The organism is Spiroplasma sp. BIUS-1, assembly GCF_010365805.1.
Lineage (GTDB): Bacteria > Bacillota_I > Bacilli_A > Mycoplasmatales > Mycoplasmataceae > Spiroplasma_A.
Genome location: NZ_CP048386.1, coordinates 609,014 through 628,647, shown reverse-complemented (window position 1 = coordinate 628,647; position 19,634 = coordinate 609,014). Strand labels below are relative to the sequence as shown.

General features: G+C 26.8%; 18 protein-coding genes. All 18 read left to right on the top strand.

Annotated features, from left to right (window positions below; genetic code table 4):
• The first annotated feature begins 8 nt into the window (after positions 1–8).
• The 18 genes from uppS to SBIUS_RS02890 all read left to right on the top strand — a co-directional run bounded on the left by uppS (position 9) and on the right by SBIUS_RS02890 (position 19,632).
• A complete protein-coding gene (uppS, locus tag SBIUS_RS02975; RefSeq protein WP_162685273.1) occupies positions 9–728 on the top strand; it encodes a polyprenyl diphosphate synthase in 720 nt (239 codons plus the stop codon).
• Positions 718–1,809 carry a phosphatidate cytidylyltransferase gene (locus SBIUS_RS02970; protein ID WP_162685019.1) on the top strand — a complete coding sequence of 364 codons (1,092 nt, stop codon included), beginning with the start codon at positions 718–720 and terminating at the stop codon, positions 1,807–1,809. Before uppS ends, SBIUS_RS02970 begins: the two co-directional genes overlap by 11 nt.
• A complete protein-coding gene (gene dxr / locus SBIUS_RS02965; RefSeq protein WP_162685018.1) occupies positions 1,809–2,933 on the top strand; it encodes a 1-deoxy-D-xylulose-5-phosphate reductoisomerase in 1,125 nt (374 codons plus the stop codon). Before SBIUS_RS02970 ends, dxr begins: the two co-directional genes overlap by 1 nt.
• A gap of 3 nt (positions 2,934–2,936) precedes the next feature.
• Positions 2,937–4,166, top strand: coding sequence for an RIP metalloprotease RseP (gene rseP, locus SBIUS_RS02960; protein WP_162685017.1), 1,230 nt, complete (start codon positions 2,937–2,939; stop codon positions 4,164–4,166).
• A 25-nt stretch (positions 4,167–4,191) separates the two neighbouring features.
• Positions 4,192–8,640 (top strand): PolC-type DNA polymerase III, encoded by a 4,449-nt coding sequence (locus SBIUS_RS02955; RefSeq protein WP_162685016.1) that lies wholly within the window; start codon positions 4,192–4,194, stop codon positions 8,638–8,640.
• 73 nt (positions 8,641–8,713) lie between these two features.
• Positions 8,714–9,199 (top strand): hypothetical protein, encoded by a 486-nt coding sequence (locus SBIUS_RS02950; protein WP_162685015.1) that lies wholly within the window; start codon positions 8,714–8,716, stop codon positions 9,197–9,199.
• Positions 9,200–9,246: 47 nt separating this feature from the next.
• On the top strand, positions 9,247–11,271 hold the full coding sequence (locus tag SBIUS_RS02945) for an ATP-binding cassette domain-containing protein (protein WP_162685014.1): 2,025 nt from the start codon (positions 9,247–9,249) through the stop codon (positions 11,269–11,271).
• Entirely contained in the window at positions 11,271–11,648 is a 378-nt protein-coding gene (locus SBIUS_RS02940; RefSeq protein ID WP_162685013.1) for a hypothetical protein, read from the top strand. The genes SBIUS_RS02945 and SBIUS_RS02940 overlap by 1 nt, the downstream gene beginning before the upstream one ends.
• Positions 11,649–11,665: 17 nt before the next feature.
• Positions 11,666–12,139 (top strand): rRNA maturation RNase YbeY, encoded by a 474-nt coding sequence (gene ybeY / locus SBIUS_RS02935; protein ID WP_162685012.1) that lies wholly within the window; start codon positions 11,666–11,668, stop codon positions 12,137–12,139.
• A gap of 73 nt (positions 12,140–12,212) precedes the next feature.
• A complete protein-coding gene (locus SBIUS_RS02930) occupies positions 12,213–12,623 on the top strand; it encodes a diacylglycerol kinase family protein (RefSeq protein ID WP_162685011.1) in 411 nt (136 codons plus the stop codon).
• Between the two features lie 12 nt (positions 12,624–12,635).
• On the top strand, positions 12,636–13,040 hold the full coding sequence (cdd, locus tag SBIUS_RS02925) for a cytidine deaminase (protein WP_162685010.1): 405 nt from the start codon (positions 12,636–12,638) through the stop codon (positions 13,038–13,040).
• 29 nt (positions 13,041–13,069) lie between these two features.
• Positions 13,070–13,792 carry a hypothetical protein gene (locus SBIUS_RS02920; RefSeq protein WP_162685009.1) on the top strand — a complete coding sequence of 241 codons (723 nt, stop codon included), beginning with the start codon at positions 13,070–13,072 and terminating at the stop codon, positions 13,790–13,792.
• 19 nt (positions 13,793–13,811) lie between these two features.
• A complete protein-coding gene (locus SBIUS_RS02915) occupies positions 13,812–14,537 on the top strand; it encodes a hypothetical protein (RefSeq protein WP_162685008.1) in 726 nt (241 codons plus the stop codon).
• A 63-nt stretch (positions 14,538–14,600) separates the two neighbouring features.
• Positions 14,601–15,272, top strand: a complete 672-nt coding sequence (locus SBIUS_RS02910) for a hypothetical protein (protein WP_162685007.1) — start codon at positions 14,601–14,603, stop codon at positions 15,270–15,272.
• A gap of 33 nt (positions 15,273–15,305) precedes the next feature.
• Entirely contained in the window at positions 15,306–16,454 is a 1,149-nt protein-coding gene (locus SBIUS_RS02905; RefSeq protein WP_162685006.1) for a hypothetical protein, read from the top strand.
• Positions 16,455–16,466: 12 nt separating this feature from the next.
• Positions 16,467–17,369 carry a GTPase Era gene (gene era / locus SBIUS_RS02900; protein WP_162685005.1) on the top strand — a complete coding sequence of 301 codons (903 nt, stop codon included), beginning with the start codon at positions 16,467–16,469 and terminating at the stop codon, positions 17,367–17,369.
• A gap of 9 nt (positions 17,370–17,378) precedes the next feature.
• The gene (recO, locus tag SBIUS_RS02895) at positions 17,379–18,161 is read left to right on the top strand and encodes a DNA repair protein RecO (protein WP_162685004.1); all 783 of its coding nucleotides are present in this window, start codon (positions 17,379–17,381) and stop codon (positions 18,159–18,161) included.
• A 103-nt stretch (positions 18,162–18,264) separates the two neighbouring features.
• Positions 18,265–19,632, top strand: coding sequence for a glycine--tRNA ligase (locus SBIUS_RS02890; protein ID WP_162685003.1), 1,368 nt, complete (start codon positions 18,265–18,267; stop codon positions 19,630–19,632).
• Positions 19,633–19,634: the final 2 nt, after the last annotated feature.

The following is a 19,634-nucleotide window of genomic DNA, read 5'->3' as shown; positions in this document are numbered from 1 at the left end:
AAAGAGGGATTCTTATTAAAAAGTTAGAACATATAGCTTTTATATTGGACGGAAACGGAAGATGAGCTAAAAAACAAAATAAGCCAAGAACTTATGGTCATAAAATTGGTATGGAAAATATCTTTCCGACAATTTTGCTTGCAAAAGAACACGATATAAAGTTTGTCACTATGTTTTGTTTTTCAACAGAAAATTGAAACAGACCAAAAGATGAAGTGAATTACTTAATGGATTTTCCAAAAGATGTATTTTCAAAAAAACAGCAAGAAAAATACATTAAAGAGGGAATTAGAGTAATTTGAATTGGAAGAAGAGACAAAGTTCCTTCTAAAACAAGAGAAGCTTTAGAAGATATTGAAAACAATACAAAAGATTGTGATCAAATTACTGTTCAAATAGCTATTGATTATGGTTCTTTTGAAGAGATGGAAAACTCTTTCAAAATAGTGTTTAATGATATTAGTAGTAAAAAAATGACAATTGAAGACTTTACTATTAAAAATTTATTTGAAAATATGTATACAAAAACATCTCCTCAAGTAGATCTTCTTATTAGAACGGGTGGAGAAAAAAGATTAAGTAACTTTATGCTAATGCAATTAGCATATGCTGAACTTTATTTTGTAGAAACCTATTGACCTGATTTTAAAGAAAAGGATTTTAAAATAGCAATAAATGATTATAATAGTAGAGATAGAAGATTTGGAGGTATAAAAGATGAAGAATAACGACAAAGATTTTGAAATAACAGATACTGTTGAAGTTACTCCTGAAGTTGGAGATGAAATTGGTAAAAATCGTTTTAAACTAGACTCTGTTAAAAAGAACTTTAGAGCTAGAGTACTATCTACAATTGTTCTTCTTATTTTACTTCTAGGTTTTGTTGGATCTGGAGCTATTTATACTTCTTTATTACAAGCAGGTAAAACAAACAATGCTGACATTGCATCATACTTTTCAATAATATTAACAGCTGCTTTAACAGCTCTTTGTTTATTTGAAATGAACAAAACTAATGGATTTAAAGTTTGATATTATCAAATTTTAATTATTGTTTTTGGAGTAATTTTATTGTTATTCCCAATGACAAAAACTCTTTATAATTTCTCATTTTACTCAAAAATGAGTTTAGCTACTTGATTGGCACCATGACAATTTCCGATAATAATTACTGTTTATCTAGTAACTATTATTGTAATTGGTGTTGCTGATAAAAGAATCGATACTAAAAAAGCTTTAATAAACTTTGTAATGACAATGGTAATAGTTTTAGGATTAAAAGCATTTTCAATTACATCACTTGCTTTTGACTTTGAAAAATCAAAAGAAGCTATCTTTTCGTTTAACACTATTTTATGAATTTGAATAATGATCATTTTAAGTGATTCATTCCAATATATTGGTGGAATGAGATTTGGAAAAACTAAATTAAGTCCTAATGTAAGTCCTAAAAAAACTTGAGAGGGAGCATTAATTGGTATGGGTACAGCTGCTGTATTTGGTATTGCATATGCAATGATATTCCAATTTGTAGATATTTTTGCACCTTTCCAACCATTAAGAGAAGTTATGCAAATACTTGGTTCTAGATCGGTTGCTTTAGAAGTGATTATTTACATTTTATTAGCATTGGTTTTCCCGATAATTGGATTGTTTGGAGATCTATTATTCTCTTGAGTAAAAAGACAAGCAAATATTAAAGATTATTCAAATTTAATTCCAGGACATGGTGGAGCTTTAGATAGATTAGATTCAATTTTATTCTCACTGTTTATCTTGTTTATCTTTATTTCAATTTACGCAGCATAATGAAAAACATAATATTATTTGGTGCATCAGGAAATATTGGTCAACAATGTATTGAATTGTTGGAAGAAAATAAAGATAAATATAACTTAATAGCACTTAGTGTAGGAGAAAATGATTCACAAGTTGAATCTTTTTTGCTTTCATTTAAAGAAATTAAAAAAGTTTATTCTAAAAAAGAATTAACTGAATTAAAAATAAAATTCCCTGATGTTGAATTTATAAATGATGATATTTTAAACTTATTCGGAAAAGATGAAGATATTGTTATAAATGCTTTAAGTGGTTTTTATGGTTTACAAGTTACTTTAAAAGCAATTGAAAAAGATTTAACTTTATTAAATGCTAATAAAGAATCTTTTGTAACAGCTGGTAACTTGATTAACAAAATGTTAAAAACAAGCAAATCTAAAATTTATCCCATCGACTCAGAACACTGTGCTATTTTTCAATGTTTAGAAAATGAAAATAAAGCAGATATTTTATTCATTACTGCATCAGGAGGTAGTTTTAGAAATTTAACTTTAGAAGAAACAAAAAATGTTACTTTACAAGAAGCATTAAATCACCCAAATTGATCAATGGGTAACAAAATAACAATTGATAGTTCGACTATGTTTAATAAAGCTTTTGAAATACTTGAGGCATACCATTTATTTGGAATTAAAAAGATTGTAACTTTATTGCATCCTCAATCTTTAATTCATTCAATGGTTGGCTTTAATGATGGGTCAATAAAGGCTCAACTTTCTGTTCCAGATATGAAACAAGTTATTAACTATTTCTTACATTATCCAAAAAGATTTTCATTTTCTAAACAAAAAGATATGCAATTTAATGATTTAATTAACTTGGAGTTAAAAGAAATAGATCAAACTAGATTTAAACCAATTGAATTTGCAATGCAGTGTATTGAATATAATAATTCAAAATCAATAGCTTTAAATGCAGCCAATGAAGTGTGTGTTGATTTATTTTTAAACAATAAAATTAGTTTCTATGAAATAACTGAAATTGTACAATCAGTATTTGAAGAGTGTGAAAATATTGAATTAGAAAGTTATCAAGAAATATTAAATTATGATAATGCAATTAGAAAGATAACATTATCAAGAATCGGGGAATAAAAAATGAGTGAAGTTAGTGGGGGAATGGTTGTATTAGCATTCTTTGTTGGAATTATTGTAATGCTTTTATTAATAACCATTCATGAATTAGGGCATTTAGTTGTTGCAAAAATTGCAAAAGCTTATGTGTATGAATTTTCAATTGGATTTGGACCTAGAATTTTTGTTTTTAAAGGAAAAGAAACTTGAGTTTCTATTAGAGCATTTCCATTAGGTGGGTATTGTTCTATTGCATCAGATAAAACTGATCCACCAAGTGATAGAGAAGATGTTGAAGTGCCTGATGAAAGAAAATTAGACTATATTGCAAGATGAAAGAAAATGTTCTTTATTTTAGCAGGTCCATTAATGAATTTATCTGTTGCTTTATTATTATTTACTTCTATTTTTGCAGCAATTGGGGAAAAAAGAAATGATATGACTTACTTTGGATCAACTTATACTCAAGAAGGTATTGCTGCAAAAGCAATTATGGAAAAAGAAAATAAAAATCAAAAAATTGATATCAACTATATTGGACAAGACTATGTAATTTGGGGTTGAAAAATGACTTCAGGAAGTACCACTATTTTTGACAATATTTGTTCTGTTGCAGATCAAGACAAGTGTAATGAAAAAATAAATGATTTGGATAATCAAAAAGCAGTTGATTATAAAAAAACTGTTTATAGTTTTATTAATAACTTGCCTTTAGCAAAAGGAAAAGACGATGTAAAAATACAATTTGTCTATAAAAAGGTCGATAAATATAGTGGTGTTGCACTAACTGGATATGAAACAGGCATTGCTACAAATCCAGTTGAATTCAAAGCTGGACAAAGCGTTGGAATAGCAGCACCTAATAGACTTTATAAAACTACTGGAGAAGCTTATGGAGCTGGTTGAGGTGAAACTTTTAAAGCTTCTATTTCAATTTTAGAAGCTTTAGGAAATGTCTTTACTGGAAAATTTTCAAACTTAGTTGGACCTGTTGGGGTTGCAAAACAAACGGCAACATTATTGCAAAGTGCAGATCAATTCTTTATTTATGTTGCAACAATTAGTGCAAACTTATTTATTCTAAACTTAATCTTTATCCCACCATTAGATGGATATAGATTATTAGAAAACTTTATTGAAATGATTATTAGAAAAGAATTGCCAACTAAATATAAAGTTGTAGTAAATACAGCTGGAGCTATTTTATTTTTATTATTATTTGTGATAATTACCATAAAAGATTTTATAATCTAATAGGACATTAAAAGGGGGTAACAAAATGAACAAAGAAGTTAGAGACATGTTTGAGAAACTTAATGTTTTTTTAGATGAATCAGAAGAAGTTTATTTTGATCAAGCTCACTTTTATAAAGAAGCTGAATTTAGTGAAAGTACAAATAAATTAAGAGTCTTTATTAAAATTAAAGACTTTTTACCAATTCATTTACTACATAAAGTAGAAACTACTCTTACTACAAATACTTTAGTACCAACTAAATTAAATCTTTTAGTTGAAAATGAAGTTTACTCAAAAGAATTAATTTGAAATCATATTGAATATGTTAAAGAACAAAAAGCAGAAGTTAAAACAGGAACAATAAAAATTCTTTCTCCTTCAACTGTGGATTATTTTAATGAACACAGAATGGTATTTTTTAACGTTTCAAATGAAACTGAAAAAATTCTTTTAGAAGAACACAAAGAATATTATAAAAACAAATTATTAAAATATGGTTTTAGAAATGTTGATTTAGAAATTAGAGTAAAAGAAAATCTTGAAACTGATGTTTTAGAACCCATTAGAGAAAAATATCAAAAAGCATCTCAAGTAGTTGCAACAGTACAAAAAGAAACTTTTGAAGCTAAATCAAATTTAACTTCACCAAAACCAAAATATAGATCTAACGATGATGTTTTAAATAATGCAACATATGACAAGATAGTTGATCTTGAAGAAGATGCACAGAATGTAACAATTCATGGAGAAGTAATTTCAAAAACAATCCGTCAATCAAAAGCTGGAAGAAATATTTATAACATTGCAATTTCAGATGGTACTTCATCTGTAATGTGTATTTTCTTTCAAAGAAATAATGACCCAACTTTTTTTGATGAAATAACAGAAGAGACAAAAGAAAGTTTTGTTGGTTTTGAAAATCAAATTATAAGAAAAGGGGATTGAGTTTCTTTTAATGGTAACTTTAACTTTTCAAGTTTTGATAAAAGTTATATCTTTTATATAAACAAATACAAAAAAATTGAATCTAAAAAAGTTTATAGAAAAGATGAAGCGAAAATAAAAAGAGTTGAATTACATACCCATACAAAAATGTCTGTGATGGATGGAGTAAGTAGTGCAAAAGATTATATTGAAACTGCAAAAAGATTTGGTTGAGATGCAATTGCAATTACAGATCACTTAAATGTTCAAGCTTTCCCTGATGCTTATTATGCACTTTCAAGTGTTAACAAAGGTGTTGAAGAAGAAAATAAAATAAAACTAATTTATGGTAGTGAACTAGTTATGCTTCAAGATGAAGTTTGATTGGTAAAAAATCCAAAAGGACAAAACTTGCGTGAAGCAAAATTTGTTGTTTTCGACTTAGAGACAACTGGTTTATCACCAGAGTATGATGAAATAATTGAGTTTGGTGCAAATGTATATGACTATGCAAAAGGTACTTCAAAAAAATATGATATTTTAATCAAACCAACAAAACCTTTAAAGAAATTTACAACAGAACTTACTCACATAACAAATGAAATGTTAGAAGATAAAAATTCTATTGAAATAGAATTTAAAAACATAATGGAAATAATTCAAGATGGTATTTTAATTGCTCACAATGCCAACTTCGACTTTAACTTTTTACAAGCTTATGCAAAAAAACTTGGTTATGGTGAATTAACAAATACAGTTATTGATACATTGGCTTTAGCAAGATTGTTACAACCAAGATTAAAAAATCATAGATTAGGAACTGTTGCAAAAGCATATCAAATTCTTTATGATGAAAAAATTGCTCACCGTGCTGACTATGATGCTGAAGTTCTTACAAATATGTATGAACATATGTGAAGTGAAGCTAAAAAAATTCTTCCAATTGATATTGACTCAGATTGAAATAAATTTGATAAAGACAAATATGAAAACGAAAACTTCAGAAGAAGTAGGGGTTACCATGTAAATGTTCTTGCAAAAAATCAAGAAGGGTTAAAAGATCTTTATAAATTAATTTCTTACTCACATACAGAAAACTTTTTAGGTTCACCTAAAATTTTCCAATCAAAACTTTTAGAAGTGAGAGAAAAAAATAATATTTTAATTGGTAGTGGTTGTGTTAATGGTTTAGTATTTGAACATGCAAGAACCGGAACTTTCGAAATGCTTGAAGAATCAATTTCTATGTTTGATTACATTGAAATTCAACCTCTAAGTGTTTATAAAAAATTAATTCAAACAGAAGATTTAACAATGGAAGAATTAAAAACTTTAATTCAAAAAATCATTGAAGTTGCAAAAAAATTAAATAAAAAAATTATTGCAACAAGTGATGCTCACTATGTTGAACCTGAACTTAAAAAAATTAGAGACATCTACATTAATACAAAAGGTTTAGGTGGAGCATATCATCCACTTTACGACTTTAAACAAAGAGTAAAAGATAATCCAGATCAACATTTAAGAACTACAAATGAAATGTTAGAAGAATTTAAATGATTAGAAAATAGTGAATTAATAAACGAAATTGTTATTGAAAATCCAAAATCAATTGCTGATTTAATTGATGCAAATATCTCACCAATTAAATCAGGTTCTTATCCACCTAACATTGAAAATGTAGATAAATTATTAACAGATGAATGTTATAAAAATGCAAAATCACTTTACGGAGATAATTTACCCGAAATTGTTAAAGCTCGTTTAGAAAAAGAGTTAGCTTCAATCATTAAACATGGTTTTGCAGTAGTTTATTGAATTAGTCACTTGTTAGTTAAAAAATCAAATGATGATGGTTACTTAGTAGGTAGTCGTGGATCTGTTGGAAGTTCATTTGTGGCTACAACTTCTTTAATTACAGAAGTTAATCCACTTAAAGCTCACTATAGATGTGTTGAGTGTAAGTTTTCAGATTTCGACACACCAGAAGAATTTAAATGTGGATATGACTTACCAGAAAAAATGTGTCCAAACTGTAATGCTAAATTAATTGGTGACGGACATGATATTCCATTCGAAACTTTCTTAGGTTTCGATGGAGACAAAGTTCCAGATATAGATTTAAACTTCTCTGGTGAATATCAACCAGTTGCTCATAACTTTACAAAAGAAATTTTTGGAGAGAACAATGTATTTAGAGCTGGAACAATTTCTACTGTTGCTGAAAAAACTGCTTATGGATTTACAATGGGATATTTTGAAAAACAAAATATGAATTTAGATTTAATAAGAAAAGCAGAAGTTGAAAGACTGGCAGGTCTTTCAACTGGAGTTAAAAGAACAACAGGGCAACACCCTGGTGGAATTATTATTCTTCCAAAAGAATATGACATTGAAGACTTCACTCCAGTAAACTATCCTGCAGATGATGAAACAAGTGATTGAAAAACAACTCACTTTGATTTCCACTCAATTCATGATAACTTATTAAAAATGGATATACTAGGTCACGTTGATCCAACTGCTTTAAGAATGTTGTATGATCTAACAGGTTTTGATCCTATTAAAGTTCCTACAGATGATAAAGCTGTTTACTCGCTATTCTCAGAATTGAGTGCTCTTGGTATAGAATCAGAATCTATATTGGGAGAAACAACAGGAGCTATTGGTCTTCCAGAATTTGGAACTCAATTTGTTAGAAACATGTTAAAAGAAACACAACCAAAAACATTTGCTGACTTAGTTCAAATTTCTGGATTAAGTCATGGAACTGATGTTTATGTTGGAAATGCTCAATCATTAATTAAAGATGGAATTGCAAATATTTCATCAGTTATTGGTTGCCGTGATGACATTATGGTTTACTTGATGTTTATGGGATTAGATCCTTCAAGTGCTTTCAATATTATGGAAAGTGTAAGAAAGGGTAAAGGACTTTCAAAAGAGTGAATTGCTTTAATGAAAGAACACAATGTTCCTGAGTGATATATTAATTCATGTTTAAAAATTAAATATATGTTCCCTAAAGCTCATGCCACTGCTTATGTTTTAATGGCATATAGAGTTGCTTGGTATAAAATTTATTATCCATCAGAATATTATGCAGTTTGATTTTCAACAAGAGCTGATTTCTTCGATTTAGAAACAGCTTTAAAAGGAAAAGAAGCTGTAAAAGCAGCAATTGATGATATTAAATATAGACAAAACAATAAAATACCAGTAACTGCAAAAGAAAATGCTCTTATTACAGTTTATGAAGTTTTATTAGAAATGTTTGCAAGAGGAATTGAAATTAGAAATATTGACTTTAACTTAAGTGAGGGAAGTAGATTTGTTCTCCTTGAAGAAAATGATAAAAAAATATTAATCCCACCATTTAATGTTATTGATTCACTTGGAGATGCGGTGGCAAAATCAATTGTTAATGCTCGTCAAGATAGACAAATAACAAGTGTAGCTGATTTAAAACAAAGAACTCAAGTTACACAAACTCAAATTGAAATCTTTGCTAAATTAAAGATTACAGACAACTTAAAAGATGATGAACAACTTTCATTTAATTTTTAAAATGAAAAATCATTGTCTTTTTTTATTTTATTTACATAAAATCATATAAAATTATTCTATAAAAGAGGTAAACATGTCATTAGAAATTGTAAAGAGTAAATATATAGATAATATAAAAGAAGTGTTGTTAGATTGCGATTTTCTACTTTATGAATTAAATATAGTTAATGATTTTGAATCAACTGTATTACAAGTTCTTGTAGAAAATAAAGATGTTACAAAGAAAAATATGGATTTTGATTTATTGATAAAAGCAAATGAAAATATCTCTGAGTTACTAGACAGTATAAAAGAACTTAATGATCCATTTATCTTGGAAGTTGCAAGTGCTGGTGCTGAAAGAGCTGTTAAATCAAAAGAGATTTTACAAAATAATAAAGGTAGTTACTTTCTATTAAAAGTAAAAGAACCTATTGAAACTTTTAATGAGTTTTCAGCAACATTAAATGAAGTTAATGGAGAAGAATTTACATTTAGTTTCTTTATTAAAGGTAGACCAAAAAAAGTTAAATTAAAATGAGATGATATTGAATTCATTCGATTCGCAGTTAAATTTTAGTTTAACTTTTTTTTATTTTTATATCGATTAATATAGTGGTGATAAATTTGGAATATAAATTTTCTCAGCAACAATCTTTAAATGATTGTGGTATTGCTGTAACTACTATGTTAATAAATTATTTTCACAAAAAAGATTTTGGAGTTGAAGAAGTTAAGTTTGAAAATTATCTTGGTGATGAAATGCTTAACTTATATGACATAGAACAAGTTTTGCAAAAATACAAAATAAACTTTGAGTCTTATTCTTGTAGTTTTGAAGAACTTGTTCAAATAGATATAAGCAACCCGATAGTTTTGAATGTTGTTAACAAAAATAATTTAGAGCACTTTATAATAGTTTATAAAAAAAAGAAAGATATGTTTTTAATAGCTGATCCAAATGAAAAAGATTTAAAGTGATTGAAGTTTGAAGAAGTTGAAAAAATTTATCAAGGATATCTTTCTACAACTAAAGTGTTAGAAAAAATAGATTTTAAAAACAAAAATTTATATAACTGGTTTTACTTTGTTAAAAATTTTAAACTTGAAGTTGGTTTAATTTTTTTAATATCTATTTTATTAAATGTCTTAATATTGATAAGTAATAACTTTATAAAAATATATATGGAAAATATAAATTTAAATGATAGTAAAAATATGCAACTAATTTTTAATGTATATATTTTTATATTTTTTGTACAAATTTTTTCTTCTTATTATATAAACAAAATAATATACAAAATAAAAAACAAGATAAGTAAAAATATATTTCATTTTTACAAAGAAAAGTTATTAAGTTTAACTATAGAGAAATTTAACACTAATTCAAAAGAGGAGTGAACAAAAAAACTTTCTCACATAAACATAGTTTCAGAGTTTATAACAGATTCTATAATTAACTTGCCTTTAGGATTTACTTTATTCTTTATGTTCTCAATATTTTTACTTTTAATATCACCGTTCATACTAACTTTAGTTTTAATCCAGAATCTTATTTCTATATGTATGTCTGTAGTAATTTTTTATTTAATAAAGGAATTTAAAATAAAAAAAGAAAGAAAGCTAATAGACTTTTCTCTAAACTACAGACAAATTTTAGAAGCATATGAAGAAATAAAATATAAGAACATTGAAACTGAAATTAATAGGGTTAATAACAAAAACTACAATGAAACTTTTGATGTCAATAAAAAAATATTTAATCTTAATAACAGTTCTGAAGTTATGTTAACTGTTGTTAACAAATTATTTTTTTACTTAATATTTTATGTTTCAGTAACACATATTAATAAAGGTAGTTTTACTTTTGCTGATTTACTTTTTTATACTTCGATTAGTAGCTATATAAATATATTTTTTAATAATGTAACTGGATATATTTTAAACATTCAAGAAATAATAATAGCGAGCAAGTCTTTAAGTTTTGTTTTTGAATCAAATAAACTAGAAGATAATTTAGAAAAAATAAATACAATAAAAAGTATAGAAGTAAATAGTTTGTATAAATATAAAAGTGATAACTGTCTTTTAAATAATTTTAATTTTGTTTTTGATCAAAATACATTTGTTCATGGAAAGAGTGGAAGTGGAAAAACAACTTTGTTAAAAATATTATCAGGGCACTTTAAAAATTATGAAGGTGAAATCTTAATAGATAATATTGAGTTGAAAAATATTGAAAATGATTCCTACTCTAAAAAAATAATTTACTTAGGACAGTATGACTATTTATTTGATGGAACTGTTTGACAAAATATTCAACAATTTAAAAATGAAGTAGATTTTAATGTCTTTGAAGAACTTCGCTTAAATGAAGTTTTAGAAAGAAATAACATTGCTTTAGATAAAAAAATTCATGACAATGGTTATAACCTAAGTAAAGGACAAAGACAAATAATAAATTTTATAAGTTTATTCTTTACTCAAAAAGATGTTTACTTGATTGATGAACCTTTAAGTAATGTAGATAAACACACAGCATATTATTTATTTAAAACTTTTGTTGAATACAAAAAAGACAGTCTAATAATTATGTGCGATCACGATATGGCTTATTGTAACTTTTTTGAAAAGAGAGTAGAGGTTGTTTAATGAAAAAAGAAGTTAGAACACTATATATAATACTTTTCTGCATCTTACTTTCACTTGTACTACTTAGTTTAATAAAAAAACAACAAGTTTTTTCAGGATCTGTTTTATTTCAAGAATATATTGATGATAATGGAAATATTAATGTTGATTTATATTTATTAAGTGGTAAAAGTTTGAATATAAGTTTAATTGATTATATAATTTTAGAAACAAATCAAGGAAATATGTTAGTTGATTCTTCTAAGTTGGAGTATAGCAATTCTTTAATAAGAATTAATATAAGCAATATTGGAAGTATTAAGTACCCAACAAACAATGTTTTGATATATGCACAAAAGATATCGTTGTTATCTTACTTGCTATCAAATATTTTCTAAGATATTAGGAGAAATAAATGAAAGATTCTTTAGAATTTAATTACGAAACAAAAGAAGATTTAAAAGAGTATGAAATATTGTTTTCAAAGCTTTTGACATCTGCAAAAGAAGTTCTTGAAATAGGAAAAACTTTAAGTTTATCGGTAAATTTTATTGATGAAGTTAAATCAAGAGAAATAAACAATGAATATAGAAAAAAAGATTATGTTGGAGATGTTATATCTTTTCCTATAGATGATGACTTTGGAATCTATGATCAATTGGAATTTAAAGAAATTGGTGATATTTTTATAACTTTTAGCGAAGCTAAAAACAAAGCTGCTAAATACAACCATGACATAAAAGAAGAAATGGCTTGATTGTTTATACATGGTTTACTTCATATATTGGGATATGATCATGAAACAAATGAACTTGAAGCTAAAGAAATGTTTGATTTAACTGACAAAATTTTAGACAAGCAAAATATTAAATACATAATGCCTTATTAAGGTGTTTTTTTATATCTTGCAAATTAAAACCTAATTAAAGTATAATAAGAGAGCAGAAAAAAAGGTGTAAAATATGGCAAAGAAAAATGACATTAAAAAGAAGTCAAAAGTTGGTACAAGAGTTAAGAACAAATTTGCAAATGCTGCAAGGGGTATTTACACTGCTTTCAAAGAGGAATCTACTTTAATTGTTTATCTAATTGCAGTTATTTTTGCAATTGGTCTAGGTATTTGAATAAACCTATCAACAATTGAGTGATCAATTGTAGTTCTTACAATCGGGGTTCTTACTGGATTTGAATTTGTAAATACTTCAATTGAAAACTTTGTTGACTTACTTAGTTTTGAATACAATATTCAAGCTAAAAAAATTAAAGATATTTGTGCAGCTGCAAGTATCATTAATGCGCTGTTATCTGTTGTTATTGGTTTCTTAATTTATTTGCCAAAATTAATTGAAACTATAGGAAACTTATTTGGATAGGAAAAAAACAAAATGAAATTTGACAAAAATGAAGTTTATAACGATTTAAAAGAACTTAGAGAAAGAGCTTATGCTCCATACTCAAACTTTAGAGTATCTTGTATCGTTTATTTAAAAGATGGTAATAAAATTAAAGGAGTTAATGTTGAAAATGCAGCATATAACCCAACAATTTGTGCCGAAAGAAGTGCATTGCCACAAATGATAGCTCAAGGTTACAATAAAGATGATGTAGAGTTAGTTGCTCTTTATACTGATTCAGAAGGATTTGGATCTCCTTGTGGAACATGCAGACAAACTCTTTTTGAATTATTATTAGATAATCAAGCTCTTTGGGTTTATAATAAAAATGAATTTCTTGGTTCGTTTGAGGTAAAGGATTTCTTACCTTATGCATTTACAAGCAAGAATATATAGAAAAACAGAAAAATTGGAGGGTAATTTTAATGTTTTATGCTAACAACGATTTTTGAAGCGAAAAAGGTGCTGATTTTGTTTCAACTTATTTGGAATTAATCGGGGTTCCTTCATCAAAAGATGAAATTTATGAATTAATTGCAGAAGAAGAATACTTAGATGAAGAAATTGCTTCAAGCTTTGAACCAATAGTTATTAATTTAATAAAAGCTTGAAGTGTAATCAGAGAAATTGTTTTACAAGTAAAAGATTATGAAAAAAAACATGAAAAAAGAGTTAGTTTTTTAATAATTGATCTTTATAAGAAACTTTATATGTGTTTAATTGGGTCAAATGAGTATTTAAAACTTTTTGAAGGTGAAACAGAACAAAGTCAAGAATTTCTATCTAAGTTGGAGAAAATAGTTAGTAAGATGTCTACTGTAGAAACTTTTGATTCTCTTGTAGAATACTTGCTAGCAGCAGTTTATGATTTTACTATTAATAATTATTTAGGAGAACGTACGTTTAGATATTTCTTCTGAATGGTTGAAAGTGTAATGATCTCAAGAGGATTTGGTCTAGCTGTTTTTGAAGATTTACATGAACAAGAAGAAATTAAAAAATTGCATGCAAAAACAATTAGTTTTGCAAACCAAAATAGTTCAAAAAACTTCGCTCTTAGCAAAGATTTTAGAAAAATTGTATCAATGTTTAAAGATAAAATTGAACAATTTTCAATTCATGAAAAAGAAAAATATTTAAATGTCTAAAGAGAAAAGGGTAAAAAAGATGAACAAATTATATAAAAACGATAAATTTTGAATAGCTGCTGGAGCAGATCATACGTTCAACTGTTTTAAATTAATGGGTGGAGATTGTTCTGTAGAAGTGGTTGCTTCGATGTTGGAATCAGCAATATTGAATAAAGAAAACGAAGTAGAACCACCCCACAAGCATGTTCAAATGCTCGTTGATGCTTGACTTGAAATAAGAAGAATGGCATTAGAAAAAGGGGAACAAATGGAAAATGAAAATATAGATTTTCCTGATTTTACTGTAGAAGAATTTAAACAGTTGTATCTTATTTTAAATCCTGATGCTAGTCTTTATGATTTATTTTCAAATACAAGTTGTAATAATGATGTTTACACTGAATTTACTCAAATCTTTAATGCTGTAAAGAATATTAATAATTTGGAAGAATTAATACATGAACTATCAATATTTATTAATTCAAATAACATTAAAGGAACTTTTGGTAAAAATACTCAATTAGTTTCTTGATTCTACATTCAGTTAACTTTAATTTTAAAAGGTTTCTCACCAATTATTTCTTTTGTGGAAAGATATCAAGAGATGTTAGAAACTTTCCCTGCAACTAACTTGTTATATGGGGAAATTATAATGACACAAAAAGATTCATGAATTAAGGGAGAAAACTTCAATTATATAACTAATCACTGAATTAGAGTTTCAAAAGAATATTTGGAACACATTGAAAAAAATTATGTTTAAGATAACTAGGTTTTTACCTAGTTTTTTTATATAATTTTATACAGTAAGAGGAGAAGAGAAACGATGATTAAATTAGAAACAATTGTAACTGATGTTCTTTCTGCAGTTGGACTTGCAATTATAATTCTCTCTCCTTTAATTTTTTCTAGTATTCAAAGAAAGATTTTAAACCAAAGACTTCACACAAGAGTTGATGGAGAAAAGCTATTTGAAAAATTAAAATATGACTTAAAACTTTCTAAATTAACTGGAGTTGATAAAAGAAGGCTTTATATGGATGTTGATTATGCAAAAACTATTTTTAGAGGTGCTATGGAATATAACTCAAGAGAAGTTGTTTGATATTTCAATGAACTTTTTGCAAAAAGACACATTCACTCAACTATAAGAAAAAAAGCATGATTACATACTTGGGTTTGAATAATTACATTACTTGTCATTGTTGGTGGATCATATGGAGATATTGCTTATTGATTATTTGATATGCAAAGTATGAAGCCAGATAGTGGAATTGCTTCTATTTGAGTGTTGTTTTTCTGTGCAGCAGGAATATCTGTTTTAACAAAGTATCTTGAATTTACAAAAGTAAAAACTGTAATCAATGACGAAGTTAGACAAATAAACCTAACTAAAAAAGAAAAGGTTTGAAAAGATTATAAACTAATCTATTGAATATCTTGTGGAGCTCCAATAGTTGGATTTATGTTGATTTTATTAAACATTTTCTTTGTTTAATATTTAAAAGAATTATGAAAAGGTGGTGAAAATATGAAAAAAACTAACTTACTTGTTAGAGGAAAACTTGGTGAAATGTTTACAAGAAGATTTCTAAAGTCAAAGCATGTAAAAATGGTTTCTGAAGGTGATTTTTTAGCTAGACTTAGAAGTTGTTGTAAAGTTGTTTATACTATGCCGATACAAGCAATTTGAATTGCCTTTTTCTTTTATGCAAGAATAATAGTTCAAAATCATATGAATAACCCAGCAAGTGCAATTAAACCTGAAGATCTTTGATTATATAAAGATCAAATGAATGTTTTAAATACATTTATGAGTATTCAAATATATCACTTATTTATAATGTCAGCTGTTTTGATTGTTATGTTAAACATGACAATGTCCAGGGGAACGACAATTTTTACTGCTATATTTAACACTTTATATATAGCAGAAGCTCTTTTATATGGAAGTTTCTTGTTTGTTTTAGATTGAGTTGGACTTTTACATAAATTTCAAAACCTTGGAGAAATGTTAGAAGCACTAAGAACCCAATGAATATGAATTATAGCTATTTTTATTGCTTTAATGTCATATTTTCCATTAAAATCTATTTTTTATGACATAAACATGTGAAATAGAGAATGAATAAGAGTTGAACGTTATAGAAAAACAGAAGATAGAGAAAATGGATTTATCTTTAAAACTTGAGTAACTCCAGGAGAAATTAAAGCAAGAAAATTAATGATAACAACAGGTTGATTCTTAATTTTATGTGCAAGTATCTTTCATCTAATGGATATATTTGCTTCAACTCAATTTAATTCAGCTAAATATGTAATACTTGTTGCTGGATATATTATCTTTTTATCTGCATATGTAGTACCATACAATAGTTGAAGCTTAATATTTTATTGAATTAATCAAGCATTTTTATTTGGTTTTATTACTTATGGACTTTACATGGTACAAAATGTTGCTTGACAAGCGCATATGTGATATTACTATTTATATTTAACTATGCTAGTTCCCTGGCTGTTGTCTTTAAATGCAGCAATCAGATATACTTGAACAATAAAAGATAGAGAAGAAATAAAAGCTGTAGTTTTAAATATGTTTGAAGGTGAAGATGACTTTGAACAATACTTAGAAGAAAGAGACAATCAAGAAAAAATAAAAGAATCAGAAGATACTGTTTAGGAGATAGAAAAATTGGAAAAAATTAGATCAGGATTTATTAGTATAATTGGTAGACCAAATGTTGGTAAATCAACTTTACTAAATACTTTATTAGAAAAAAAAGTGTCAATTGTTACTAACAAGGCACAGACAACAAGAAATAGAATAAATGGGATATTGACTCACGATGATGCTCAATACATCTTTGTAGATACTCCTGGTGTTCACAAAGCACAACATGAGTTAGGGAGATTTATGAATAAAGTGGCACTTTCATCAACAAAAGGGGTGGATGTTATTTTATTTTTAGCTCCAGCAGATGAGTTTATTGGAGACAATGATAAATTTATTTTAAATGCTTTAAAAGAAAGAGATGTACCGGTATTTTTAGTTATTACTAAAAGTGACTTGGTAAACAAAGAAAGATTAGAAACTAGAATTAAAGAATGAAAACAACAAGATTTCAACTTTTCAAAAATTCTTACAATATCTTCTACAATGGGAAGTAATTTAAATGAACTTTTAAATGAAATAAAAGATTCATTACCAGAAACTGGTATTAAGTTTTATCCTGATGATACATTTACAGATCAACCAGAACGTTTCTTAATAAGAGAAATTATTCGTGAAGAAATCTTATTGCAAACAGAGCAGGAAATTCCTCACTCAGTTGCTATTTTAATAGATAAATTCGAAGAAAAAAAAGACATTATCAAAGTAATTGCTTCAATAATTTGTGAAAGACAAAGTCAAAAAGGGATTATTATTGGTAATAAAGGAGTGAAAATTAAGTCTATTGGTGTAAACTCAAGACAAAAACTTGAAGCTCTTTTTGACAAACAATTCTATTTAGAATTATTTGTAAAAACAAAAGAAAAATGAAGACAATCTGCTTCATTGATTAAACAACTAGGGTACGACAAAGATAGTTATTAGGTGAAATAAATGGGAGCAACTAAAATTAATGCTGTAGTTATGGAAACAACAGATTTTGACGACTATGCAAAAATCATTAAAGTATTTAGTAAACAGTTTGGAAGAATCTCTTTCATAGCTCCTGGTGTTAATAAGTCTACTTCAAAAAATAAATATTCAGTACAAACATTTAGTTTGAGTGATTTTGAAATATTTAAAGCAAGAAGAGAAGACAAATTAAGTAAGCTTAAAACAGGGGTTTTAAAAAAAGACTACTTTAAAATAGCTCAAAACTATAATAACTATGTTTATGGTTCTATAATGTTTAAAATATTAGATCAAATTGATCAAATAAGCAACAAAAACTACAAAATCTATAAGATGCTTATTAGTTCTTTAGAAAATATAAACAACAATAATAATGCTTTTATAAATTATTTATTCTTTATAACTTATGTTATTCAAGAATCAATTCAACCTTTAAGAATAAAAGGTTGTGTAAGGTGTAAAAAATCTACTTTCCCAATAGTTAGGTTTGAATATACTGAATATGGCTTTGTTTGTGCAAGGTGCTTATGACCGGGAGAAAAAACTCAACCAGAGTCTTTTATAAAGGTTATTTCAAACATTCACAGAAAAACAATACACTTCAATGTGGAGCAAAAGTATCACTACACTGATTTAATTGTTCTTCATAACATAGTTGTAGATTATTATGAAACTGTATTAGGATTTTATTTAGGACCAATAAAACTATTAAAAGATACTGTAGCTTTAAATGTCAGCGAAAAAGAATCAGAACTATATAAATAACACTTATATTGTATTGACAAGCACCCTTATATATAGGAAAATTCCATAGTATCTCGATATATGCAAACTCAAGGTTTGCATTTTTTATTGCTAGGAGAAAACTATGAAAGTAGAAATAGAAAAACTTATTTCACACTTGAAATCACAAGGTTTTGTGTTTCAAGGATCAGAAATATATGGTGGACTTGCCAATTCATGAGATTATGGTCCATTAGGAGCTGAAGTAAAAAACAAGTTAAAGAAACTATGATGAGATTTCTTTGTAAGAAGAAATGAATATAACATCGGATTAGATTCATCAATTATCTTAAATCCAAAAGTTTGACAAGCATCAGGTCACTTGGGTAACTTCAATGATCCATTAATTGATTGTAAAAAATGTAAATCACGTTTTAGAGCGGATAAATTAATAGAAGAAAAATTCACTGACATGAACGTTGGGGGATGAACAAATGAAGAAATTGAAAACTTCATAAAAGAAAAAGCTATTAATTGTCCTAAATGTGATGCAAATGATTTTACAAATATTAGACAATTTACTTTAATGTTTAAAACAAACCAAGGAGTTGTTGAAGATGAAGCTTCAACAGTTTACTTAAGACCAGAAACTGCTCAAGGTATTTTTGTTCAATACAAAAATTCACAAAGAGCTTTAAGAAAAAAACTTCCTTTTGGAATTGGTCAAATTGGTAAATCATTTAGAAATGAAATTACTCCAGGTAACTTTATTTTTAGAACTAGAGAGTTTGAACAAATGGAATTAGAATTCTTTTTCTCACCAAATGATTCAAATGATTGATTTGAATATTGATTAGAAAAAGTTAAATTCTTTTTAGAAAAAATAGTTCTTATTGATACAAAAAACTATTCAATAAGAGAACATGATAAAGACGAACTTGCACATTATGCTAAGAGAACAGTTGATATCGAATTTGATTTCCCATTTGGTAGAGGAGAACTTTGAGGAATTGCTCACAGAAGTGATTTTGATTTAAATCAACATCAAACACATTCAGGACAAGATCTAACTTATTTAGATCCTGAAACTAATGAAAAATACTTAGCTCATGTTATTGAACCAAGTGTTGGAGTTGAAAGATTATTATTAGCAATTTTCTGTCAAAGTTATGTAGAAGAACAATTGGAAAATGGAGAAAGAGTTGTAATGAAACTTCCTTACAAACTTGCTCCATATTCAGTTGCAATTATGCCTTTACAAAAACAACAAAAAGAAAAAGCAAATGAGTTATATAAAGAATTATTATTAGACTTTGATGCAATTTTCGATGAAACTGGTAACATTGGTAAACGTTACAGAAGACAAGATGCAATAGGTACACCATTTTGTGTAACAGTTGATTTTGATACTGAAAACGATAACTGTGTAACTGTAAGAAACAGAGATACAATGGAACAAGAAAGAATTGAAATTACAAAACTTAAAGAATATTTAATTACAAAAATTATTTAAGT